This is a genomic window from Actinoplanes sp. TBRC 11911 (genome assembly GCF_012933445.1).
Taxonomy (GTDB): domain Bacteria; phylum Actinomycetota; class Actinomycetes; order Mycobacteriales; family Micromonosporaceae; genus Actinoplanes.
The window spans coordinates 24,492-46,611 of record NZ_JABBNC010000052.1; the positions used below are offsets into that span (position 1 = coordinate 24,492).

At 67.8% G+C, this 22,120-nt stretch carries 30 protein-coding genes, 3 tRNA genes and 1 pseudogene; 17 read left to right on the forward strand and 17 right to left on the reverse strand.

The features are described from left to right. Nucleotides 1-31 precede the first annotated feature (31 nt). Nucleotides 32-598, forward strand: coding sequence for a hypothetical protein (locus HH310_RS40725; protein WP_169181121.1), 567 nt, complete (start codon nt 32-34; stop codon nt 596-598). Then, nucleotides 595-1,866, forward strand: a complete 1,272-nt coding sequence (locus HH310_RS40730; RefSeq protein WP_312034651.1) for a PrsW family intramembrane metalloprotease — start codon at nt 595-597, stop codon at nt 1,864-1,866. The genes HH310_RS40725 and HH310_RS40730 overlap by 4 nt, the downstream gene beginning before the upstream one ends. Here the strand turns inward: HH310_RS40730 and HH310_RS40735 are convergent. Beyond that, nucleotides 1,863-2,111: a hypothetical protein gene (locus HH310_RS40735; protein ID WP_169181122.1), complete on the reverse strand. Its 249-nt coding sequence runs from the start codon at nt 2,109-2,111 to the stop codon at nt 1,863-1,865. The genes HH310_RS40730 and HH310_RS40735 overlap by 4 nt on opposite strands. Before the next feature lie 91 nt (nt 2,112-2,202). On the opposite strand from HH310_RS40735, the gene HH310_RS40740 reads away from it, so the two are divergent. Both HH310_RS40740 and HH310_RS40745 read left to right on the forward strand, forming a co-directional pair. Continuing rightward, complete coding sequence (locus HH310_RS40740) at nt 2,203-2,622, forward strand: PaaI family thioesterase (RefSeq protein WP_169181123.1); 420 nt, start codon at nt 2,203-2,205, stop codon at nt 2,620-2,622. Between the two features lie 50 nt (nt 2,623-2,672). Next, nucleotides 2,673-3,062: a hypothetical protein gene (locus tag HH310_RS40745; protein ID WP_169181124.1), complete on the forward strand. Its 390-nt coding sequence runs from the start codon at nt 2,673-2,675 to the stop codon at nt 3,060-3,062. Here HH310_RS40745 and HH310_RS40750 read toward each other — a convergent pair whose 3' ends face one another. Continuing rightward, complete coding sequence (locus HH310_RS40750; RefSeq protein WP_169181125.1) at nt 3,063-3,374, reverse strand: hypothetical protein; 312 nt, start codon at nt 3,372-3,374, stop codon at nt 3,063-3,065. It abuts the gene before it with no gap. Between the two features lie 38 nt (nt 3,375-3,412). Here HH310_RS40750 and HH310_RS40755 point away from each other — a divergent pair, with 38 nt between their 5' ends. The 5 genes from HH310_RS40755 (at nt 3,413) to HH310_RS40775 (ending at nt 6,392) form a co-directional block, all read left to right on the forward strand. Continuing rightward, entirely contained in the window at nt 3,413-4,066 is a 654-nt protein-coding gene (locus HH310_RS40755; RefSeq protein WP_169181126.1) for an HAD family hydrolase, read from the forward strand. Between the two features lie 81 nt (nt 4,067-4,147). Then, entirely contained in the window at nt 4,148-4,594 is a 447-nt protein-coding gene (locus tag HH310_RS40760; protein WP_169181127.1) for a hypothetical protein, read from the forward strand. 237 nt (nt 4,595-4,831) lie between these two features. Further along, the gene (locus HH310_RS40765; protein ID WP_169181128.1) at nt 4,832-5,038 is read left to right on the forward strand and encodes a hypothetical protein; all 207 of its coding nucleotides are present in this window, start codon (nt 4,832-4,834) and stop codon (nt 5,036-5,038) included. Further along, nucleotides 5,022-5,513, forward strand: a complete 492-nt coding sequence (locus HH310_RS40770) for a hypothetical protein (protein ID WP_169181129.1) — start codon at nt 5,022-5,024, stop codon at nt 5,511-5,513. The genes HH310_RS40765 and HH310_RS40770 overlap by 17 nt, the downstream gene beginning before the upstream one ends. A 171-nt stretch (nt 5,514-5,684) precedes the next feature. Then, nucleotides 5,685-6,392, forward strand: coding sequence for a hypothetical protein (locus HH310_RS40775; protein ID WP_169181130.1), 708 nt, complete (start codon nt 5,685-5,687; stop codon nt 6,390-6,392). Between the two features lie 274 nt (nt 6,393-6,666). On the opposite strand, the gene HH310_RS40780 is transcribed toward HH310_RS40775, so the two are convergent. After that, complete coding sequence (locus HH310_RS40780; RefSeq protein WP_169181131.1) at nt 6,667-7,098, reverse strand: nuclear transport factor 2 family protein; 432 nt, start codon at nt 7,096-7,098, stop codon at nt 6,667-6,669. Between the two features lie 99 nt (nt 7,099-7,197). Between HH310_RS40780 and HH310_RS40785 the strand changes: the two genes are divergently transcribed. From HH310_RS40785 to HH310_RS40795, 3 genes are read left to right on the forward strand one after another with little or no spacing between them, the layout of a single operon-like run. Beyond that, nucleotides 7,198-7,569 carry a YciI family protein gene (locus HH310_RS40785; protein WP_169181132.1) on the forward strand — a complete coding sequence of 124 codons (372 nt, stop codon included), beginning with the start codon at nt 7,198-7,200 and terminating at the stop codon, nt 7,567-7,569. Then, the gene (locus HH310_RS40790; protein WP_169181133.1) at nt 7,557-8,753 is read left to right on the forward strand and encodes an RNA polymerase sigma factor; all 1,197 of its coding nucleotides are present in this window, start codon (nt 7,557-7,559) and stop codon (nt 8,751-8,753) included. Before HH310_RS40785 ends, HH310_RS40790 begins: the two co-directional genes overlap by 13 nt. 10 nt (nt 8,754-8,763) lie before the next feature. Next, nucleotides 8,764-9,489 carry an NYN domain-containing protein gene (locus HH310_RS40795; RefSeq protein WP_169181134.1) on the forward strand — a complete coding sequence of 242 codons (726 nt, stop codon included), beginning with the start codon at nt 8,764-8,766 and terminating at the stop codon, nt 9,487-9,489. Between the two features lie 45 nt (nt 9,490-9,534). Here HH310_RS40795 and HH310_RS40800 read toward each other — a convergent pair whose 3' ends face one another. Continuing rightward, nucleotides 9,535-10,377, reverse strand: a complete 843-nt coding sequence (locus HH310_RS40800; RefSeq protein ID WP_211193268.1) for an alpha/beta hydrolase fold domain-containing protein — start codon at nt 10,375-10,377, stop codon at nt 9,535-9,537. A 150-nt stretch (nt 10,378-10,527) separates the two neighbouring features. Between HH310_RS40800 and HH310_RS40805 the strand changes: the two genes are divergently transcribed. Next, nucleotides 10,528-11,763 (forward strand): styrene monooxygenase/indole monooxygenase family protein, encoded by a 1,236-nt coding sequence (locus HH310_RS40805; RefSeq protein WP_169181155.1) that lies wholly within the window; start codon nt 10,528-10,530, stop codon nt 11,761-11,763. A gap of 194 nt (nt 11,764-11,957) precedes the next feature. Here the strand turns inward: HH310_RS40805 and HH310_RS40810 are convergent, their stop codons facing one another. From HH310_RS40810 to HH310_RS40825, 4 genes are all read right to left on the reverse strand, one after another. Next, nucleotides 11,958-12,416, reverse strand: a complete 459-nt coding sequence (locus HH310_RS40810; RefSeq protein ID WP_169181135.1) for a hotdog domain-containing protein — start codon at nt 12,414-12,416, stop codon at nt 11,958-11,960. 78 nt (nt 12,417-12,494) lie between these two features. Continuing rightward, nucleotides 12,495-12,851 carry a DUF5615 family PIN-like protein gene (locus HH310_RS40815; RefSeq protein ID WP_169181136.1) on the reverse strand — a complete coding sequence of 119 codons (357 nt, stop codon included), beginning with the start codon at nt 12,849-12,851 and terminating at the stop codon, nt 12,495-12,497. 2 nt (nt 12,852-12,853) lie between these two features. After that, nucleotides 12,854-13,483: a DUF433 domain-containing protein gene (locus HH310_RS40820; protein ID WP_169181137.1), complete on the reverse strand. Its 630-nt coding sequence runs from the start codon at nt 13,481-13,483 to the stop codon at nt 12,854-12,856. Between the two features lie 52 nt (nt 13,484-13,535). After that, nucleotides 13,536-13,772, reverse strand: coding sequence for a hypothetical protein (locus HH310_RS40825; protein ID WP_169181138.1), 237 nt, complete (start codon nt 13,770-13,772; stop codon nt 13,536-13,538). A 133-nt stretch (nt 13,773-13,905) separates the two neighbouring features. Here HH310_RS40825 and HH310_RS40830 point away from each other — a divergent pair, with 133 nt between their 5' ends. From HH310_RS40830 to HH310_RS40845, 4 genes are all read left to right on the forward strand, one after another. Next, on the forward strand, nt 13,906-14,469 hold the full coding sequence (locus HH310_RS40830) for a hypothetical protein (protein ID WP_169181139.1): 564 nt from the start codon (nt 13,906-13,908) through the stop codon (nt 14,467-14,469). Nucleotides 14,470-14,630: 161 nt separating this feature from the next. Continuing rightward, nucleotides 14,631-14,855 (forward strand): hypothetical protein, encoded by a 225-nt coding sequence (locus HH310_RS40835; RefSeq protein ID WP_169181140.1) that lies wholly within the window; start codon nt 14,631-14,633, stop codon nt 14,853-14,855. Next, the gene (locus tag HH310_RS40840; protein WP_169181141.1) at nt 14,840-15,439 is read left to right on the forward strand and encodes a hypothetical protein; all 600 of its coding nucleotides are present in this window, start codon (nt 14,840-14,842) and stop codon (nt 15,437-15,439) included. Before HH310_RS40835 ends, HH310_RS40840 begins: the two co-directional genes overlap by 16 nt. A gap of 91 nt (nt 15,440-15,530) precedes the next feature. Continuing rightward, nucleotides 15,531-15,809: a hypothetical protein gene (locus tag HH310_RS40845; protein ID WP_169181142.1), complete on the forward strand. Its 279-nt coding sequence runs from the start codon at nt 15,531-15,533 to the stop codon at nt 15,807-15,809. Nucleotides 15,810-16,080: 271 nt separating this feature from the next. Here HH310_RS40845 and HH310_RS40850 read toward each other — a convergent pair whose 3' ends face one another. The 9 genes and pseudogenes from HH310_RS40850 to HH310_RS40885 all read right to left on the reverse strand — a co-directional run bounded on the left by HH310_RS40850 (nt 16,081) and on the right by HH310_RS40885 (nt 22,116). After that, on the reverse strand, nt 16,081-17,037 hold the full coding sequence (locus HH310_RS40850) for a hypothetical protein (protein ID WP_248294903.1): 957 nt from the start codon (nt 17,035-17,037) through the stop codon (nt 16,081-16,083). A gap of 213 nt (nt 17,038-17,250) precedes the next feature. Next, a pseudogene (locus tag HH310_RS45935) lies at nt 17,251-17,538 on the reverse strand (hypothetical protein); the annotation flags it as partial. Continuing rightward, a tRNA-Phe gene (locus HH310_RS40855) sits at nt 17,529-17,605 on the reverse strand. The gene HH310_RS40855 and the pseudogene HH310_RS45935, both read right to left, overlap by 10 nt. Nucleotides 17,606-17,619: 14 nt before the next feature. Further along, nucleotides 17,620-17,693 (reverse strand) — tRNA-Asp (locus HH310_RS40860). Nucleotides 17,694-17,752: 59 nt separating this feature from the next. Then, nucleotides 17,753-17,825 (reverse strand) — tRNA-Glu (locus tag HH310_RS40865). Nucleotides 17,826-17,978: 153 nt separating this feature from the next. Next, nucleotides 17,979-18,896 carry a MerR family transcriptional regulator gene (locus HH310_RS40870; protein ID WP_169181143.1) on the reverse strand — a complete coding sequence of 306 codons (918 nt, stop codon included), beginning with the start codon at nt 18,894-18,896 and terminating at the stop codon, nt 17,979-17,981. Continuing rightward, entirely contained in the window at nt 18,886-19,473 is a 588-nt protein-coding gene (idi, locus tag HH310_RS40875; RefSeq protein ID WP_169181144.1) for an isopentenyl-diphosphate Delta-isomerase, read from the reverse strand. The genes HH310_RS40870 and idi overlap by 11 nt, the downstream gene beginning before the upstream one ends. After that, entirely contained in the window at nt 19,470-20,951 is a 1,482-nt protein-coding gene (crtI, locus tag HH310_RS40880; protein WP_169181145.1) for a phytoene desaturase family protein, read from the reverse strand. The genes idi and crtI overlap by 4 nt, the downstream gene beginning before the upstream one ends. Nucleotides 20,952-20,970: 19 nt before the next feature. Then, entirely contained in the window at nt 20,971-22,116 is a 1,146-nt protein-coding gene (locus HH310_RS40885) for a polyprenyl synthetase family protein (protein ID WP_396027576.1), read from the reverse strand. Between the last annotated feature and the right edge of the window lie 4 nt (nt 22,117-22,120).

Genomic DNA, 22,120 nt, shown 5'->3' on the forward strand with positions numbered 1-22,120 from the left:
TGATCGCGCCGTCACCCACTAGCGTGGAGGCATGGCGAGGACTACCCGGCGTCAGCTGACGAATCTCCTCGGTGCGCTCGGTGTCGTCGCCACCCTCGCCGCCCTGGCTTTCGGCCTACCCGCCGTCGACCGCGCGTTACCCAACGACCGGGCGGTCTCGGCGATGGATCCCTATCTGGTGGGCGCCGCGGTCACCGTGATCCCGCCGCCGGGTGCCACACTCGACGTCTCCGAGACCCGCCCCGGCGACGACCAGGGCACGGTGCTGTTTCATCTCGGCTCGGTGCGGTACGCGATCGCGGTGCGCCCGTTCGCCGGCGACCTGGAGAACGCCGCCACCCGATTACGCCAGCGGATCACCAGCACATCCGGGTACCAGGTGACCGGCGGGCAGCTCGCGGTGAATACCGCCGCCGGGCTCGCCGGCATTCAGGGCGGATACACCGCACCCGGTCGCGGCGGCCGCTACGCCGTCTTCGTCACCGGCGGGCTCACCATCGAGGTCACGATCAGCGGCGGCGAGCTCGACCTCGGGCGCGCGTTGCCGCTCATCGACCGCAGCACCCGGACCCTGCGCCACGACGGGCGGCAGCAGTGACCCCGACGGCGGTGCGGCCCGCCGCGGACGGAATTCGCGCGTCCGGCCTGCTCGAAGTGCCCGCGTTCTGGGTGGTGACGGCCCTGCTAGCAGTGGGAGCCGGACGGATGGCTCAGGTCGCCGGGCGCTTCGTCGAGGCGTACCCGAAAGCAACAGTGACCGCCGTCGTGCTGTTCGCCCTGCTCGCCGTGCCGTTCTGGGTCGTTGTCTCGGAGCTCGACTTCCTCGAGCGCGAGCCGACCGAGCTGCTGGTGGTGGCGTTCGCCTGGGGCGCGGTGGTGGCGACGTCGGTGTCCATCCCGGCCAGCGCGGCGCTCGAGGACCTGATCGCCAAGCTCTGGTCGCCACACCTGGCCGCGGACTGGGGAGCGGCGCTGGCCGGGCCGGCCGTCGAGGAGATCGCCAAGACGCTCGGCGTGGTCGCGATCGTGCTCATCGCCCGCGCACAGGTGAACAGCGTGCTCGACGGCGTCGTCTACGGCGCGATGGTCGGACTGGGCTTCCAGATCGTGGAGAACATCGTCTTCGCCGTCGGCAATGTCGCGCTGGCCGGGCAGGGCGACCACCTGCAGCCGGTGATCGAGACGTTTCTGCTGCGCGGCTTCCTGTCCGGGGTGTGGAGTCACACGCTGTTCAGCGCGCTGGCCGGCGCCGGCATCGGATACCTGGTGCTGCACCGCGACCGCACCGCCGGCCACCGGATCGGGGTCGCGGCACTCGCCGTCCTCGGCGCCTGGGCCTCGCACATGCTGTGGAACTCGCCGCTGCTCAGCGACGGCCTCGGTAACGGACCGCTGGCGCTGCTGGGCGTGCTGCTGCTCAAGGGGTTGCCGCCACTGCTGCTGATCCTGTGGCTGGTGCGGCACGTGCACGACCGCGAGGCCGACTTCTATGTCGGGCAGCTCGCCACGCTCCGCGATCCCGAACTGATCACCGCGGGCGAACTCGCGGTGCTCGGCTCGGGAGCGCGGCGGGCGGCGGCCCGCCGGCATGCCGGAGCGCAAGCCGGGCGGCGGGCCAGAATCGCGGTGCGCCGGTTACAGCGCGCCCAGGCACGGCTGGCGGTGGAGCTGAGCCGGGGCCGGGACGGCACCACCGGGCACCGCGCCGACGAGATCCGCCGGCAGCGCGACCTGATGGTGCTGCTCGGCCACGCCGACGGCGTCGCCGGGCCGCGGTCCTGGCAGCACACCGCCTGGACCGTACTCAGCACCGTCGTGGCGATCGCCGTGCTCTGGGTGGCGCTGTCCGCGCTGGGCGGCGCCTAGGCCTGCGGCGGCACGCCGCCGTCGCCCTCGACGACCGCTTCGGGGTTTCCGTCCTGGTCGAGATCGACCATGGTCACATCGACCTTGCCGTCGCCGTCGGTGTCGAACTGGAACAGGTCGGGCTTGCCGTCCCCGTCGGTGTCGGCGACCCAGACGTCCGGCTTGCCGTCGCCCGTGGTGTCCGTGGCGATCAGGTCGACGCGGTCGTCACCGCGGGTCTCGACGGTCTCCTGCGGCTCGGTCATGGTGCCTCCTGCTGAATAGATGCGGGTCGGGGAGAGAGTAGGGCCGAACTCACAAACACGCGACAGGCGGCCCACCTGTAACGTTCATCGAATGGACATAGCGGCCGACAGTGTTCGGGATCTATTCGCCACCGGGGGCGGCGGCACCCTAGGCGAGCGGATGGGCATTCAGCTCACCGAGGCGGCACCGGAGCGCGTGGTCGGCACCATGCCGATCGAGGGCAATACCCAGCCGTACGGTCTGCTACACGGCGGCGCGTCCTGCGTGCTGGCCGAGACGCTCGGCTCGGTGGGCGCGGTCATGCACGGCCAGACCGTGGACCGGCCGTTCGCGGTCGGCGTCGACATCAACGCCACCCACCACAAGGCGGCCCGCTCCGGCGTGGTCACCGGGGTGGCCACCCCGGTGCACCGCGGCCGCACCATGGCGACCTACGAGATCGTCATTACCGACGAGAGCGGCGAGCGAGTCTGTACCGCCCGCATCACCTGCCTGCTTCGCGGGGCCTGATTTTGTTCGTCGACGGGCAAACCTTGACCGATCCACGTACCTTTTCTCACGTGACAGACGTTCCACAGCACGCCTTCGACGACGCGGCGCTCGTGCTTGCGAGTGCGCTCAGCGGCGATAGCGATGCTGTGGTCGGCACCTTCGACGCCGTGGTCGACCGCTCCGGCGTCGTCGGCGCCTGGGATGTCGCCTGGTGCCTGGCAGCCACGATGGTGGGGCAGGTCCCCTCCGGCGGCGCCTGGACGCTCGACTTCCCCGGCATCGACGACGCGCGGTACGACAAGCGCTGGGTGGCGCGGTTCGTCAGCGCGTATATGAACGGCGACGTCGCCAACGGCGAAGCGCTGTTCGGGGCGGCCATCGCCGACGGTCAGCTTCCCGACTGTCTGCTGGCCCTGGCCGGTTCGACGGTCGCCACCCTGCGCCACCGGGCCGCCTGACTACTGCCGGCCCTTCAGATAGAGGGCCTTGGCGTACTGTACCGCTGCGGCTCTGTTGTACATGTTCGCCTCGGACATATACCACTCCTGGTCGGCCAGCGCGTTCTGTGCCTGAGCCGTCCCCTTCCAGCGGATGCTGGCATCCACCTCGGACATGCCGCGAGCCTTGAACTGCCGCCGCATCGCCATCCGGCCCGACCGGAAGGCCTCGGCGGCCTCCTCGGCGCTCTTCATGGCCGCGAAGGCCTTGTCGCTGAGGGCTTCCGCCAGGGTCCAGGCCGCCTGTTCCGCCGCACTCGTGAAGGTCAGCACGCCATAACTCCTTCCGAAGAGCGTGAAAAGATCGATACATGCTGTTACTTGTCGACCTGGACAACACTCTGATTGATCGGCGGGCTGCCTTCAAGAGATGGTCCGATTCCCGGTACGGGGTCGCGCAGACGCCCTGGCTCATCGAGGCCGACCGCGACGGCTACGAGCCGCGCGAGGCGCTCGCCCAGCGCATCGCCGAGCGGTTCGGCGTGGATTTGGCGCCGGTGCTGACCGACCTGCGCGCCGGCATGGTCGACGAGCTGCAGCCCGACCCGTCGGTCACGGCCGCGTTGCGCGCGGCGGCCGCGGCCGGTTTCGTCCCGTGGGTGCTGACCAACGGGTCGGTCGCCCAGCAGGAGGCCAAGCTGCGGCGCACGGGCCTGGACCTGTTGGTCGCCGGCTGGACGATCTCGGAGGCGGCCGGCGTACGCAAGCCGGACCCCGAGATCTTCGCGCTGGCCCAGGCGGCCGCCGGCCGCCCCGCCGAGTGGATGGTCGGCGACAATCCCGCGTACGACATCTGCGGCGGGGCGAGCTTTGGCTTACGTACGGCGTGGGTCTCGGCGGGCCAGCCATGGCCGGCCGGTCTGCCCTGTCACCCGGACGTGGTCGCGGAGACGGGGGCCGAGGCCCTGCGCGAGGTGATCCGGCGAGTCGATCCGACCGGCTCGGCCGTCACCGGCACGCATTGATCGCAGTTGAATGCCATGCGGCCGGGCCCTAGGGCTGGTACTCGGCCGCCGCCAGCCCCGCGACCGGCCCGCGGAGCCACCATGACCTTGAACCCCTACCACCACCGCGAGTGGCAGACAGACGCCGTTTTCGAGGCTCCGACACCGCCGCCACACTTGCGGCCGGTCAAACGGCCGCGCTGGCTCATCCCTGCTGCTGTCCTGGTGCTGGCCGGTGGGCTCTGGGTGCTGCACGACAAGAACGTCATCTTCCGGGACTCCGGCATCCAGGCGTGCATGGATCTGCGCGACGGCGACAGCGAGATCCAACCGGGCGAGCCGCTGACCGAGCAGGGCCACCGGCGGCTGCGGGAGGTGTTCGCCGGCTCCCGTTACGCCGACATCCGTGAGCAGGGCACGAGGGTGGCGGACATGTTGAGGCGTTCCGTGCCGCCCGGGACGGGCCGCGATGTCCCAGAGCCGTTGATCCGGCAGTTGGACGCGTTTCAGGCAGCGTGCGCACACCACGGCGTTGTCGATCCCGACTGAAAGCCGCTTTCTCGGCGTGATGGCGCGTGTGCCGATTGGTCACCTTTAGTTGGTATTGCTGGCAGCTGCGTGCTTGCTGACTAGCCGAGGTGTTCTGTACTGGGGGTAGGGTTTGGGTGCCTGTGAGTGTAGGTTGTCTCACGTTCGATACTTGTGGACCAACCAAAACGTCGTACCCAGTCCTTATCGTGAGGATGTCGAGCGAGGCCCTCGGACCACCCACTGGGAAGGCGCACCATGACTCCACCGGCGACCGCTTCACAAGCCGACGACGAGGTTCAGGTCTTCAAGCCGTCCAAGGACGATTGGGCCGACTTTGTCCAACAGGAGCTCGCTGCGCTCGGGATTACTTTGGCCGAGCTGCGCCGCCAAGCGCGGGAACGAGATTTTCAGTCCACGGCCGCTCGTGAGCTGTGGGTGATGATTGGTGACTCGCGAAGCTAGCCTGGTTGCGATCGCACGCACCTTCGTGGACGAGCTGAAGGGACTGCTGAACACAACGGACGACTATGAGCGTGACAAGGTCGACTACCCGGATGCCCACGTACAGATAAATGCGCGCAGCGAGGCCTGGGACGCGCTTCTCGTCGCGAGCGGCAAAGAACGAGGGAGCCTGGGCAAGCTGCACCTTCCAACCGGTGGCCGGCGCTACCGACCGTCCATCGAGGACGTCCTGGAAATGCTTATCGACGAGGGCGTTCTCGACCCGAAGCCAGGCACCAGGAACCGGCTCGCGGCGAGCCGCGAGAAGTTTCAGCGGCGCCAGCTTCGCGCAGCAATCCGTCGCGACCCGTTGGCAGCCGTGTTGGAGCTACGCGATGCGGGCTACGAAATTCGCGAACCCGACCAGGTCGCCGCACCCGTCGTGCCTATCGGATCGGCCAAGGGTCGTCGGTCCGAACGAGGGAAGAAGCGCTGAGAGAATCTGTGGCGTGCCCGTCGGATCGCCTAGGGCATTTATGGGTCGGGATGCTGAGTGCGAGCGATGGCCTTCACGGCCTCCCCGGCGTCTGCCAACTCGGCGACGCTTGGAGGGCAACGGGCCGACCGGCTCAGCCATCACCTTGCCCCCATCGACAATGATCGAAGGATGGGACTGTTTCGCAGAGGTGGTAGGACGGCCGACCCCTACGGCCGCGGCCGGGAAGCGGACGAGGCGATCGGTGAGGCCCTAGGGCTGCCGCTGGCGCAGGTGCGGCCGATCACCGACATCCTGCGACGTCCGGTCACGGATCAGCTCTGCGATCTGCTGCCCGGCGTCGAGAACAGCAGCGCGGCCCGCCTGCTGATCCTGGTCTGCGGCACCGGAGCGCAGATGTCGGTCACCGCGGCGCAGGCGCAGCGGCCGGACATCGCCTTCGGGCACCTGGCCGCCGCGGCGCTGCCCAGCATGATGCTGCTCGCGGTCACGAACGAGCTGATCCGCCGCTACGACGTGAACCACCCGTCGGTGCCGTTCGCGGAGCACCGCGACACCGCGCCGCCCGCGCCGACGCCGCAACTGCGGGCCGCGCGCGCCGATGCCACCTGCGAGCCGGGCGTCGCACAAAGTACCGCGGCCGCCGTCGCCCGCGCGGTGCACGCCTCCACGCCCGACCCGTTGACGCGGGCGTGGGGCGGTTGGGCCCTCCTGGCTGCGTCCACCGCGATCGCCGATCATCAGGGCCAGCTGCCCGAGCCGGGCCGCGCGAGGCATCGGCCGGCGGACAAGCGGGCCGGGGCGAGCGCCGCCGGCTTCTCGTATCAGTTCGGGCGGACCGTCCTGGCCGGCTCGGCAGTGATCATGATCGAGGCCTGACGGACAAAAGTCCCAGACCCGGCCGGCGGGTGAGTATGACCGTCAGTGACTCATGGCTTCCGCCGACCAGGGGCCTGACCTCACTCCACGATTACTTAACCGCAGGTCAGCGGCAACATCTTGGCGGAAAGTACAGGGCTGTAGTTCACCGTCGGTAAAGAACGACGGCGATGAACACCCCGTACGCGATGAGGAACGCCGCGATCAGCGCCGCCGTCAAGCCAGGCCCCACGATGTGCTCGTCATCCATGCCGGTACAACGAGCCGGCACCGCCTACGGCTGCAGATCCACCGATGCCCGGAACGAACCGTCCATGTAGAACGGAACCGACTGGTGCTCGTGCGCGATCAGCCAACGCCCGTCGACCCGGCGCAACCCGACCGTCACCCGGTACCACAGCGTGAACTCCTCGTCGCCACCCACCGGAGTCGCGCTCATCGACTCGATACTGGTCGCGTACGCCACGTTCGCGTCCGCGTGGATCTCCAGCTCGGTCACCTCGCGCTTCGGCGGCGCCTGGAACGTGGCCAGCCACGCGGTCAGCGGGCCCGGGTCGCCGCTCTCGGCCCGCTGCTTCAGCGGCGGAGCCAGGCTGAACTGCACCCACTCCGGGACGTAGTAGGCCAGCACGGCCCGGGCGTCACCCGACGTCATCGCGGCCGCCCGACCCTCGATCACCTCGCGAATTTCCTGCTCAGCACTCACGGCAAACCACCTTTCGAAGAAACTTTCGCCGCTACGTCGAAGCCACGCCGCCGGTTTCGACATGAAGATGGGAGAGCCGGTAGAGAGGAAGCGCGGACCATGAAATATCTGATCCTCATTCAGTCCAATCCTCGCAGCTTGGCAGCGTGGGACAAGATGTCCGACGCGGAGCGCATGGACTTCGGCGTCGGTCACCTGAAACTGACCGACGAGATGATCGAGGCGGGGGTGCACGTCGCCTCCGAGGGTCTTGCCGACCCGACGCTGGCCAAATGGGTCTCCGTGCGCAACGGCGAGACGATCGCGTCTGATGGGCCGTTTGCCGAGGTCAAGGAGCATCTGGCCGGTTTCTACCTGATCGACTGCCCGAGCGAGCAGGAGGCGATCGGCTGGGCCGCGAAGGTGCCCGACGCCCTGCACACCGAGGTCGAGGTGCGCCCGGTGCTGGACATGAGCGGATGGGAGTTCTGAACCTCGACGACCTGCTCCGCCGAACCGCGCCGCAGGTCCTGGCCGCCGTCGTCCGCCGCTACGGCGACTTCGACACGTCCGAGGACGCGGTGCAGGAGGCGCTGCTGGCGGCCGCGCAGCAATGGCCGGCCGAGGGCGTGCCGGACGATCCGCGGGCCTGGCTCATCCGGGTCGCTGCCCGCCGTCGCGTCGAACTGCTGCGCAACGAGACCGCACGGCGTCGGCGCGAGGCGCTGCCTCCCGATCCCGTTCCCGACGTACGCGGTGACGACGAGCTCACGCTTCTGCTGCTCTGCTGCCACCCGGCCCTGACCGCGGTGTCGCAGGTGGCGCTCACCCTACGGGCGGTCGGCGGGCTGAGCACGGCGGAGATCGCGCGGGCGCTGCTGGTCCCGGAGGCGACGGTCGGTCAACGAATCAGCCGAGCGAAGCGTCGCATCCGGGAGAGCGGCGCCGGCTTCGTCATGCCGGCCGCCGGCGAACTCGGCGAGCGGCTCACCGGCGTACGGCAGGTGCTGTATTTGATTTTCAATGAGGGGCACACGGCGAGTGAGGGCAGCCGGTTACATCGCGTGGAGTTGACGACCGAGGCGATCCGGCTGACGCGGCAGTTGCGCGCGATGCTTCCGGACGATGGTGAAGTCGCGGGTCTGCTCTCGTTGATGCTGCTCACGGACGCACGTAGACCGGCCCGTACGCGTCCGGACGGTGGACTCGTACCGCTCGCCGAGCAGGATCGCACGCGGTGGGACCGGTCGGCGATCACCGAGGGAATCGAGATCATCACTGACGCTTTGCAACGTACGCCGGTAGGGCCGTTACAGATACAGGCGGCGATCGCGGCCGTCCACGACGAGGCGGAACGATCTTCAGACACCGACTGGGCACAGATCCTCGCGCTGTACGACCTGCTGAACGCGCTTGCCCCGGGACCGATGGTGACCTTGAACAGGGTGGTGGCGTACGCGGAAGTGAATGGACCGCAGGCGGGCCTCAAAGCGCTGGAGGACGCGGCCGCCGATCCCGCGCTCGCCGGCCATCACCGGGTCGCGGCGATCCGTGCGCACCTGCTCGACCGGACGGGTGACCGCGACCGGGCACGGAACGAATATCGGCATGCGGCGCGCCTCACACTGAGTCTTCCGGAACGCCGTTACCTGGAAACACGTGCCGCTCGGCTGTAGGTTGCGCCCTGTGCGCATCGGTGCCTACGTCGACGGTTTCAACCTCTACTACGGGGGTCGGAGCCTCTGCGGCCGTGGCACTCCCGGGTGGCGCTGGCTGGACATACGGGCGCTGCTCAACCGCCACCTGACCTGGCCGGACTCGCACCTGGCAAAGATCACCTACTGCACCGCGGTGATCGACGCGGCCACCAACGCGTCCGGCTACCACGATCAAGACATCTATCTGCGGGCGCTACGGGCCGCGAGGTCGGTCGATCACATCGAGTTCGGCACGTATGTGGCGCGGGTCAAGCAGTCACCGCTCGCGGTTCGCGCTTCCGTGCAGAGCGGCCGGCCCGAGGTGGTGCACCCGCAGTGGCCGATCGTCGTGCAGGACGCCGAGGGCAAGCCCATCCCGGACGCGGTGTTCATGGTCTCCTACGCCCACCGCGAGGAGAAGGGCTCCGACGTCAACGTGGCCTCACACCTGCTGGTCGACGTCCTGACCAGCACGGTTGACGCGGCAATCGTGATCTCCAACGACAGCGATCTCAAATTCCCCATCCGGTACGCCCGTACGAAGGTCCCGGTCGGCGTCATCAATCCGACGGACAGTTACACGGCGGGCGCCCTGCGCGGGAAGCCGGACGAGGGCGTCGGCCGGCACTGGTGGCGCACGCTGACCGCCGACGACTTCCGGGCGTCGCAGCTTCCCGACCCGGTGGACGCGTTGACCAGGCCCGAGGGCTGGTAGCCTGAACTCACTACACACCCGGTCCACTCGTGGGGCCGGGTTTCTTCATCTCACCCAGGCGCCCACACGGTTGAGCAGCTCACGCCCCGTGGGATGCCCCTCGTCCAAGGTCGACAGAGAGAACGCGTGCGGCATCCCCTCGTACACGTCGATCCGCGTCTCCACCCCCACCGTGGCAGCGGCCTCGCCGAAGCGCATGGTGTCGTCGAGCAGTGCCTCTGCCCCGCCCACGGCGAGCAGCAGCGGCGGCATCTCCCGTAGATCCCCGAAGATCGGCGACTGCGGCGCCTGATCGGCGGGTGCTCCGGCCAGGTAGGCACCGATGAACGACGCGAGCAACTCGCGGGTGACCCCGGCATCCGAGGCCGTGTTCGTGTCGATCGAGGCGCTCTGCAACGACAGGTCGGTCACCGCCGAGACGGTGATGACCCCGGCCGGCTTTTCCGCGGCCTCCAGCCGGAGCATCGCTGACAGCGCCAGCGCGGCCCCCGACGACTCGCTGAAGAACACGACCTTGTCCGCCGGGATGTGGCCGAGCAGGGCCCGATAGATGTCGACCACCGCATCGAGCGGCGCCGGATAGGGATTTTCCGGCGCGAGCGGATAGTGCACCACCAGCGCGGGCCGCCGCGTCGCCTGCGAGATCCGCTCGGCGAGAAGGTTCATCAGGGGCGGATTGCGGTGCGTGAACCCACCACCGTGCACGTAAACAATCACACCGTTTTCAACCGACGCACCGGCCGCGGTCACCCAATGCTCCCCAACCGGCAGCGGCGCCTCGATCGACGCACCCACCGGCAGGCTCAGATCGCGCCCACCGAGGCCGGTCATCGTGGCAAGCAGTGCAGCCCGCTCGTCGGCAGAGCAGGGGATCTTGTCGACGTTCATGTCGCCGATCCAACGGTGAGCGACGCTCGCCCGCAACCGGATTACGGCGGTGGCGGGGGTCATAAGCGTCCGGGTGAAGCGGGCGTGCCGGCCAACGTTCGTGCGACGAATAAACGTTCTTGCGACGAACAACGGAGAGCGGAGATCTGGGTGCGCACCATATTGATCATCGGAGCGGGGCAGTCGGGCCTGCAGCTGGCCCTCGGATTGCAGGCACGCCGATACGACGTCACCGTGATGACCGATCGCGGTCCGTACGACGTCCGGGCAGGCAACGTCCTCTCGACGCAGGTCATGTTCGCGAACGCCGTCGCAACCGAGCGCTCTCTCGGTCTCGACCTTTGGACGGACCAGGCCCCGCGCATCGACGGCCTGGGGATCTCGGTGGCCGGCCCCGACGCCGCCCGAGTGATCAACTGGGTGGGGAATCTCGACGGACCCGCGCAATCGGTGGACCAACGGCTGAAGATGGCGCATTGGCTGGAGACCTTCGCCGCGCGAGGCGGCCAGGTCATCGTGCGCACGGCCGACGCGGCGGAAATCGACCGGATGTCGGCGCGTTACGACCTCGTGCTGGTGGCCACGGGCCGGGGTGGGACAGCATCGCTGTTCGAACGTGATTCCGCGCGCTCGCCCTACGACTCTCCGCAGCGCGCGCTGGCCGTGGCGTACGTGCACGGTCTGGCGCCCCGGCCCGAGTACGACTTCCAAGCCGTGCGCGCCAACCTCATCCCCGGTGCCGGCGAACTGTTCGTCATGCCCTGCCTGACCGCGTCCGGCCCGTGCGACATCCTGTTCTGGGAGGGCGTGCCCGGCGGTCCGCTGGACGTTTTCGGCGACGTCCGCGATCCCGCCGAGCATCTGGAGCGCACCCTCGAGCTCATGCGCGCCTTCACGCCGTGGGAGCACGAGCGTGCCGCGAATGGGGTAGAGCTGACCGACAAGCGCGCGGTGCTCTCCGGCAGGATGATCCCGGTCGTGCGGCACCCGGTGGCCGAGTTGCCCAGCGGCAGGCTCGTCCTGGGAGTCGCCGACGTCGTCGTCGCGAACGATCCGATCACCGGCCAGGGATCCAACAGTGCGGCCAAGTGCGCCGCCGTCTACCTGGCAGCCATCCTCGAGCACGGCGACAAGCCGTTCGACCGCGCGTTCATGGAGGCGGCCTTCGACCGGTACTGGCAGGTCGCGGAGCCCGTCACGACATGGACCAACGCCATGCTCGCACCGCCGCCGGAGCATGTGCTGCAGCTGATCGGTGCGGCCGGTTCCGCCCAGCCGGTGGCGGACCGGTTCGCCAACGCGTTCGACGACCCGGCCGACCTCGACGAGTGGTTCTTCGACCCGGATGCGGCCCAGGCCTACCTCACGTCTGTGACGCAGGGTTGATACACGTCACCGTCGTCTGTCCGGTCCGGAGGGACATCGGTTGAGGAGGCGGTCCGGTTGGTCGTCCGGCGGCGCCGCGCACGATCGAACAGACTAGAAGGGCGGCGTGGCGGCCGGACGCCGGAACCGAGGCGAGTGAGCAATCCGTGAGCAACGGCAGGTCAGACTGGGTGCTGTCGGGCCGCGTGCGGTGCTCAAGCAATCAGCTCACCCAGAACTTCACGAGCGAGGTCCGACCACGGAGCGGAACGCTGTGTAGTTGGATTGATCTTGACGAGAGTGCGCACGCCGTGCGCATACTCCTCGGCCCCGTCCAACGACACCATCCGAAATCCGTGGCTGTAGCTGGTTGCGCCGAGCCGCTCGACCCAGACATGCACCAGGATCATCCCATAACGCCGCACTGGACGATCGAACGTAATCGTTATTTCCCGAACTAGCTGAAACGAGTCCTCGAACCCCTCATCCGCGGCGTGGTACCCCCTCGACTTCCAAAACGAGAGAACCGCACGATCAACCAAGGTCGAACCGCCGACCTTCAGATTTTCAGTATCCAGCCCATCACCGGGCGTGTCCGGGCACCACCGGGATATACGGGCTGACCTGCGGACGGCTTGAAGCGATACCAGGTAGTGCCTGGTGTGGTTCGGCACAAACGGGAGCAGTTCCCTAGCATGATCCCTAACGGCCGGCCGCCGCTGCGGTACGCGCAGATCGCGTACCTTTCGCCTTCAATTCCACCTTGTTGGGTAGGGCGTAACGCCTTCCTTTGAAACCCGAAGGACGATCGCGTCACGGGTGACGATCAACGTCTCAACGTCGCCAAGATTGTCGGTCATGACTTGGACTGCCTCCAGGTCGACACAGGCCATCCAAATGTGGCGACCGAACGTGTTGCGCCGTCGGCGTCGAATGGCCTCCTTGTCGTGGGTCACAAGGATCGCGTTGTGATTGTCGGCGAAGACGGAGAGTTGGTCATCGTCTGCCGTGGCGAGGCCAACGGTGCTTGCGGTCTCGCAGGCGTGTCCTGCGCCGCGCAGCACGTTGCCGACCCCGGCGTCTATGTCGTGGTCGAGGAGGAAAAACACCGTCAGGCACTCGCTGCGTTAGCTCGTGCCGCTTCGATGTCCGTCATGGTCAGGTCCGGAAATGCTCCGATGATCTCTTCTTCTGTGCGCCCGTGATCGAGCCATCGGAGAACGGTATCGACGGGTATGCGGGTTCCTGCGAAGACGGGCTTGTGTCCCATGGTTTTGCGACGGCGTTCGATCTTCCCGACCTCCGAGGGTTGCCGTCCCGCTCCGGCGCGGACCCTCGCCCTAATGAGTTCAAGATTCAATACCTGGTGAAAGACGAGCTGGTCGGGTGTTGCGCCGCCCTCCCAGCTGCCATCTGGGTGCTGGAAATAGACGTCCTTGCCGTGGGTGGCGAACACGAGATCGGTGAGCGGACGTTCGTAGCCGCGATCCGTAAGGTGCTTCACGACCTTGCGGACGTGCTGAAGTGAGAGGCCGCGCTGTCGGAGCTCCGCTACAACGAGCAGAGCCACGGCGTCGTCGAAGTCGTAGAGGCGGACGTTGGTGCGCAGGCTTAGCCGACGCTTGACGGCCGGTCGGACGACCTGAGTGAGGTCCCAGTACACGAGTTTGCTAAGGCTGACGCCGGCAATTTCGGCGGCCCGTTTCTCGGGGAAGGCAATCAGGCTGTCAACGGCGGGCATGATGGCAGCCTGACACATTCAGCGACATCGGGGATACCCAACAACCGCCCCATCACTCCGGTCGGCCCGCTGGGGGCGTACGGGCCTCCCGCAGCAACTCATACACCACCTGTTGCGTCACGCCGATGGCCTCAGCGATCTCGCCGACAGATCGGGTTCTGCGCTCCTGGGCCACCCTTGCTGCACGTATCTGACGCCATCGACTCATCTCTTGGCGGTGGCGCTCGACCTGCTGGCGAGCAAGTCGGTCTGCTTCGGCGATCGGGAGGTCAGCCACTTCGTAGGTCATCCTTAAAGGGTACCCCTTGATTCCCTAAGGGGTACCCTTTAAGGATTCTTAGCGCGAACGAAGAAGCCCCAGCGAGTGTCCTACCACCGCCAGGGCCAAGACCGACAACCTGATCCACCAGGGAGCCGATCCAATGAACAACGCTATCAACGAAGCCGCCGACATCGTCGCGGGCACCTACGGCCAGGGCGGACGCGCCCTCACCATCACTTACCGCCGGATGATGTACACCTGGACGGTCACCGTCTACCAGGGCACCTACCGCGTCGAGGAACTCTGCGGGGCGTACGACAACGCCAAGGCCGCGTGGGCCGAGTGCCGTCGGATTGCCCTCGCCGCCCACCAGGGCACGCACGTGGACGACATCATCGCCGCCAAGCCGTCCGAGCTGCTGCTGGCCGAGGTGAAGCAGATCCTCGACACCGTCCCGGCCGGCGAAGCGCGGCAGGTACGGGCCACCCTCGCCGGTGCCCACCTCGCGCCGATCGCCGACGCTCAGCGCCGCGCTCTGCAGGTCGCCGCGGTCAGCGGCAACCACACGGTGCACGTCGGCCAGACCGGACGCCCCACCCTGAAAGCGCCGGCACGCAAGGGATTCGGGACGCTCAACTACCAGCCAGGCAGGGGACGCCGGAAGGTTATCCAGAGCTTGATCGTGAACAGTCGGGGACTGGAAGAAGCGCACACTGCCGTGTGAAGTGCCGACCCCTGCATGGTGTCGATGACCATGCAGGGGTCCGGCTTCGAGTTGGCACGGCGCTATCACTGTCGATGGCGATCTGAGCGAAGCGGAGCTACCCGAAGATCAGACCGGCATGGCTGCATGCATGATCGCCGCGCAGTCTGTATGGTGCGCCGATGCCCGCACGGATCACCGTTGACCCTGATACCGGCAACCTCGTCGGTCAGAACACCACCGACCTCTACACCTACGCCGAAGTGCGGGCGATCCGGCCGGCCTGCCCGCGTTGCGGGACTGCTGTGACCATTCAACCGATGGACTCCAACAGCATGGAGAACCGCGGCGAGCGCCGCTACTACGTCGGTCGGCACACCTTCAACTGCCAGTGCTGGAACCGGTGATCGCGCATTGGCTGGCCGAAGATGCCAGCAATACGGATGTGGCTGGGCTTTGGGTCGCTGTCGGCGCTGCCGCTATCAGCGTCGGCAGTCTCGTCGTTGCTGGGCTGTCGGTCCGGCACGCCAAGCGGTCAGCCGACGCCGCAGGGCGCGTCGCCAGGGTCGAGTTGGCCCGCGATCATCGAGACCTAGCGCCACGGGCCGATTGGTTCAACTTCGTCACCGACTCCAGTAAGCGGGTCGCGCAAAATGATCGATTCCTGGTCGGCACCCTGCCACGCACGTACAGGATGCACGGCGACCTGATATTCGAGGGTGGCAGCAGATCCCCGCTGGTGGTGACGCCGGGCACCACCCTTCCGGCCGGAACCGAAATTCGCGCCTGGCTGTTCGAAGCAGGCAAGACGGTGGCTCCCGCCGAGGTGGAGATGCGGTTCTTCCCTGCGATCAGCAACGATCCCGGTGAGCCCTGGACGTGCGAGTGCGGTGAGGCGATTGCGGCCACTGGCCATGAATCGCGCGGGCACTGGGTGTTGCGACTGAAGGTGGAGCCGCCGCCATCTGGCCCGTGGGTGGCGTGGGCATAGGGCGCCGGGCCAGTCCGTCATCGGCGCGATATCCACAGGTCGCTCGTTGGGCTGTTGTCCCAGGCGAAACGACCACAAGGAATCCTGCATCTTGACCATCGACGCGGAAACCCAGGAGCTGCTCGACTACTGCGCGGCCCAGGCACCGGCGTACACGAGCACCCAGTTCGACACGCTGCAGAGGCTGCTCGCGCCGCTACACGAGGAGTTCCAGGCCCCGACCGACTCAGTTGCGGTGGATGCCGGCCGATCTCATGGGAAGCAAAGTGACGCCGAGCGAAAGAATGCGCACGCCGCACGTCGGCACTCGGCGAGGCCGGAACATTCGAAGACGAGCGTGAGCGTGCTCGACCTTGAATCAATCACGTAGATCAGTATCAGGGCGTCACGCTGCGATCACGGCGGAGATCGATCGCCGGTCGAGTCCACATCGAAGTTCGGTCGTTAGCTGTGGGTGCCAACCAATCGAAGACGCGACCTGAGCCCCGCCGCGCTGGAGGAGCTGGAAGACCGGCTCGTCGCGCTGGCCGTCGCCGACAGCCCCAAGTTCACCCGCGAGCAGATCGCCGAGTTCCGTCGGGTGTTCAAGCCCGACCAGAACAGCTGGGTCCGCCAGATGACGACGGAGGCGCGTGGGGTGCCTAATCGATCGGCGACCCCATCGCAGCCATCAGTAGCTTGATCTGAGCGGCAAGTAGCTGCCCCAACTGCGAACCAACCTCCGCGTTGACAGCCTCAAGGATGCGGCGCAAATGCGTACGTACGATGCCCTGATCGGGCTCGGCCCGCACAAGCTCGCCCTCAACGGCTTGCGCGCTCGCAGTAACCTCTCGCCGCCCCTCCTCGGTTAGCCCGAGCGCGGGCACCGCCTCCAGGATCGCCTGGATTAGAGCCTTGAGCTCGTCGCCGGCGAGTCCGGTCGCCGTCGTGGTGGTAACGGATTGCGAGACGTTCGCACCCCAGTTGAAGGCATTCCCCGACGTGGCGTTGATGGTGAAGTTCTGTGAGGGCGCAGGCCGGTCCCGGTGCCCTAGGAAGTCTTTCACGTCGTCATCCGATTCAGCGCATTCTCGACCGTCTCTAGTGAGGCGTACGGTGAGCGGGGCTCCGCCGAGTTCAGCAACAGTAATACCCTCTTGGACGAGGCCAACCCTGACCAGTTGCTCGGCCACTCGGTAGACAAGATCCTCAGGGAGCCGAACACCCAGAAACATCGAGTCGTCAGCCGCTAGGAAGTCCGCTACACGAGTCCAGCCGACTCCATTCGGGTCCTGTCTGTGCAGGTATATGAGTAGCCCGTTCTCTGCGGCCGACCTGCGAGCGCCAGGGTTTGTTCGCTTGGCACGTATTCGTTCAACCGCAAGGCGACCATCGTCGGTGAGAAACGCCGAGTCGCCATCAAATCCCATCGCTTCGAATAGCTCGACAAGCCCATCGTCTCGCAGAGCCCGGAGGGTCATCACGTTACTGTGAAGCTCGTCGTCGCTGGGACGTTCCTTGAAAAGAGATACGACTGCTGGCACCGATCCATCGGCGCCTATCGGATTCTCGTAGAGCAATTCCAACAGCATTAGCTGGCGGTTGAAGGTCTCCGGCATCGTTGCCTTTCCTTTCGGCGCGGCCTTAACCGCGCGCTTCTGGCTAGTCAGTCGCCGCTCTCGGGAAGGCCGTACTGGATCTCGTAGAGCTGACCAGCTTTGATCATCACCTGGACCTCGATGGGTCGCTCGTTCTCGGTGAACACCACCCTGAAGGTGCGCATACGGGTAGTAGGTCCAGACCAACTCCGCCGGCTCGCCGTCGAGCTTGAGCAACTGGTGGCGAGTCACCACCGGTGCGCCCTTCTCGATGCCGAACGCGGCAGCGACCTGAGCGGGCGCGGGCGTCTCGCCGACTGAGATGAGGTCGCTGCTCCCCTGCCTCCCGCTCCGGGCGTGGTCTGTCGATGTGGGCGCCTGCGTTGCAGGCCGGCGACGCGAGCGCTGAGGCAGTCGTGCGGCTTCGGCGACGAGGTGGGGCGTAAGTCCGTCCCTAGCATTCCCCCTAGCAAAAAAGGCCCCGGAGCGATCTCCGGGGCCAACGTTTTGCCTGGTGGCCAGGGGCGGGGTCGAACCGCCGACCTTCCGATTTTCAGTCGGACGCTCGTACCAACTGAGCTACCTGGCCTTGGAATTGTGTTGCGGTCCTGACGGGACTTGAACCCGCGACCTCCGCCTTGACAGGGCGGCGAGCACTCCAACTGCTCCACAGGACCTTGCTCTGTAACTCTGCCTTGCTTGGTAGCTCCGCGACTTACGCCGCTTAACTTACCAGTGCCCCCAACGGGATTCGAACCCGTGCTACCGCCTTGAAAGGGCGGCGTCCTGGGCCACTAGACGATGAGGGCAACTCCGCAAGTATTGCACGTCTGCAATCCCCGCCAGTGTCGACCCCAACCGGGCCCCCGCTTGAGGCTTGGAAAGCATACGTGATCCGCCACCGCCTCTTCAAACCGGTATCCCCTTCGCCGTGGCGAGGCTCTGACCAGGGCAAAGAGAAGCTACGCCGGGGTGACCGCGACGCGGACCGTTTCGACGGCCTGGTCCAGCGCGGACAGCCGGAGCACCGCGGCGGGCAGATGGCCGGGCCAGCCGGGGCCGGCCGCGGCGATCATCAGGGGCGGGTGCGGGAGGTCGGAAATGAGGATGAGCTGGCCGGGATCGCCGGTGGACGGCAGCTGCGACCAGACGACGACCACGGCCGGGCCGGTACGCGCGATTGCCTCGGCCAGCGCCGGCGGCGGCACCCGAGGGCCGAGGAAACGGGTGGGCACCCCGGCCTCGGCCAGCGCAGCCGCCAGCGCCTCCAGCGGCAGGGTGTGCTGTTCCTCGTCGGCCGCGGCGAGCAGCACGCGCGCGGTGTCACCCGGCCGGGGTATCGCGCCCAGCACCTCGGTCACCGCCCGCGAGACCAGGTGCTCGACCTCGATGAAGCGTTTCGTGGCGTGGTAGCGCTCGCCGATGCCGATCAGCACCGGCATCATCACGTCGCTCCAGGCGCCGATCACACCCTGCTCGGCGACGACCGTCTCGAGGATGTCGCGCATCGCCCCGGCGTCCAGCCGCATCGCGGCTCGGGCGAGACCACGGGCGGCCGGCGTGGCGGGCCCGAGCGCGATGGTGTGACCACCACCGGCCGGAGCCCCGCCACCCAGGAAACCGCCGCCCACGAAGGCGAACTCGGCCGGCGGCGGCGTACGTCGTGCCCAGGCGGCCGCCTCCGCGGGAGCGACCCCCTGGTTGGTCAGCCGGCGCATCACCTCGAGGCGGTCGAGATCCTCGGTGTTGTAGCGCCGGTGATGACCGGGCACGTGCTCACTCGGCCCCAGCCCGTACCGCTGATGCCATGTGCGCAGTGTGGTGACCGCGACGCCGAGGCGCCGCGCCACCGCCCCGGCCGTCAGGCCCTCATCGGCCACCCGACCGCTCCGGCACATCGCTTTGCGGCATACCGCCAGGACTTGCTTCGGCCAGGCGGGTTGTCACGCCAAACAACCATGGTGCGTACGCCCGTGAGTCGCGCGCCATTTCGCCCAACAGGGCCGCAACGGTGACCCATCGGGTGCCGGCCACCTCGTCCGGGTCGGGTCGTAACGTCAGCCCGGCCGGGATCTCGCCGACCAGGACGTGGTCGTACTCGTGCTCGACCCGCCCGGTGGCCGGATCCTCCGCGAAATACGTATACACGCCCACCTCGGTCAGCGGCGGCACACTCGTGACGCCCAGCTCCTCGATGAGCCGTTGTCGGGCCGCGGCGGCCACCTCCTCGCCGGGGCCGGGATGCCCGCAGCAGGAGTTGGCCCAGCGCAGCGGGAACCGGGTCTTGACCGCGGCCCGCTGCTGGATCAGCACTCGTCCGTCGGGGTCGCGCAGGAACACCGAGAACGCGCGGTGCAAGCGGCCCGGGGCCTGGTGTGCGTCGTCCACCGTCGTCGACCCCATCGGGTGTCCGGACGTGTCGACGAGCTCGACCTTCTGCGATTCGCGGTCGGTCACGATAACTCCCCCGTGATGCGTGCGGCGGCCAGCTTTCCGGAGATCAGGACCATCGGCACCCCGACGCCGGGTTGCGTCCCGGATCCGGTGAAGACCACGTTCTCCAGGGTGGGGTGCAGGGTGGCGGGCCGGAACGGGCCGGTCTGCCCGAAGGTGTGCGCGGCCGCGAACGGGGTGCCCGCGGCCATGCCCTGATCGGCCCAGTCGGCCGGCGTGATGGTGCGCTGGACCTCGATGCCGTCACCGAAGCCCACGTATCCGCGCTTCTCCAGCGTACGGACCAGGGCGGACGTGTAGCGCGAGCCGAGCTCGCCGCGCCAGTTCATCGGGCCGGTTTCGAGGTTGGGGACGGGGGCCAGGACGTAGTAGGTGTGCCGGCCGGGTGGGGCGGTGGCCGGATCGGTGCGTGTGGGGTTCGTCACCAGCAGGGACGGGTCACTCATCAGCAGCCCTTTACGGATCACCTGGTCGAAGGTCGCACGCCAGGTCGTACCAAAGTGGATGTTGTGATGAGCGATCTTTCCGTACGCATGTGTGGAGCCGATGTGAAGAACCACACATGACGGCGAGAACCGCAGCCGGCGCTGTTTCGTCGCCGGCAGGAGGTCGCGATACGCGATCGGCAGGTCGGGGTTGAGCACCACGGCGTCGGCCGGGATGCGCTCGCCACCGGCCGTGATCACCCCGGTGGCGCGCCCGTTGCGGGTCTCGACCTTGGTGACCTCGGTGTCGTAGCGGAAGACCACCCCGTGCTTCTCGGCCGCCCCGGCGAGCGCCTTCGGCACCGCGTGCATGCCGCCCTTCGGGTAGAAGACGCCGGCGACCGAATCCAGATACGCGATCACCGCATAGATCGCCAGCGCGTCGTGCGGCGCCATCCCCGCGTACATCGCCTGGAACGAGAAGATCCGACGCGTACGGGGGTCGCGGAAGTAGTCGTTGATCTTCGGTTGCAGCCGGCGGAACCCGCCCATGCCCAGCAGTTTCAGCAGGTTGAGGTTGAGCAGGTCGATCGGCGAGTCGAGATTGCGGGCGATGAAGTGGTCGCGCTCGAGCAGCCAGAGACGCCGGGCGAAGTCGACGAACCGAAGGTATCCGTCGGCCTCGCGGGGGCCGCAGACGCGGGAGATCTCGCCGGCCATCCGGACCGTGTCGGTGAGCACGTCCAGGGTAGAGCCATCCGGGTAATAGGCCCGATATGCCGGGTCGAGCGGGATCAGCTCCAGCCAGTCGGACAGCTTCTCGCCGACCGCGGCCAGCGGTTCCTCGATGAGCGACGGCATGGTCAGCACGGTCGGGCCGGTGTCGAACTCGTACCCCCGCAGGCTGAGCCGACCGGCCCGCCCGCCGGGCACCGACTCGCGCTCGACGACCGTGACCTGGCGGCCGGCCGCCGCCAGGTGCAGCGCGCTGGCCAGGCCGCCCAGGCCGGCGCCGACGATCACCACATGCTCGGTCGGTCCCGTCACGCTTCGCATCCGCGCACCTCCGCCACCATCATGCCGGTCGGTGGGTGGCGCGGACGGCGAGGTCGATCAAGGCCGCGCGGGCCTCCTGCTCGATCGGGGCCTCGGCCATCGCGGCGACCCCGTCGGCAACCCGTTCCGAGATCATCGCCTCGATCGCGGCGGGTGCGCCGGTCTCCGCGATGACCTGGGCGCGGCGCACGATCTGAGCCGGGCTGAACCCACCGGAGCCGTCGGCGGGGTTGACGGCTCCGGCGGGGTCCATGGCCAGCTCGGCGTGCTGCGCCGGGGTCGCGCGCTGGCGGGCGATCATGAGGAGGGCGGTGGGTTTGCCGGTGCGCAGGTCGTCGCCGAACGGCTTGCCGGTGACCGCCGGGTCGCCGAACACGCCCAGCAGGTCGTCACGCAGCTGGAAGGCCTCGCCGACGGAAAGCCCATACCGCCCGTACGCCTCCTCGGTGCCGGGTTTCGCGCGACCGGCGAGCGCCATGCCGAACTGGAGGGGCCGTTGCACGGTGTAGCTTGCGGTCTTGTGGCGGGCGACGAGCAGCGCCCGCTCGAGCGACCACTCCTGCGGCGCGGTCTCGCCGAGCACGTCGAGATATTGCCCGGCGACCGCTTCCACGCGCATCCGGTCATACCAGGACCGGACGCCGAACAGCGTCGTGGCGGGCAGTTCGGCGCGGGCCAGCAACTGGTCGGCCCACACCAGGCACAGGTCACCGACGAGGACCGCGGACGCCGCACCGAACTGGTCCGGATCGCCGTGCCCGGCCCGACGAACGTGCCGTGCGGTGAAGACCCGGTGCGCGGTGGGCATCCCGCGCCGCGTCGCCGAGCGGTCCATCACGTCGTCGTGGATCAGCGCGAACGTGTGCATCAGCTCGAGCGCGGCGAGCGCCGGCAGCACCGGTGCGAGCGGTGCGCGCGGGCCGGCCACGCCGCGCCAGCCCCAGTAGGCGAACGTCGGCCGCAGCCGTTTGCCACCGGCCATGACCAGGTCACGGGCGGTGCGGGCGAAGCCGCCGACGGCCGGGTCGATGCCGTCGAGGCCGGCAATCTGCGCGGCCAGGAAATCGGCCAGAGTGCCCTCGATGGCGTCTTGCAGCGCGCGCGGAGTCGCGGCGGCCAGGGATGCCCCGGGCGGCCGGTTTTCCTCAAGCGTGTTCTGAGCCACGGGA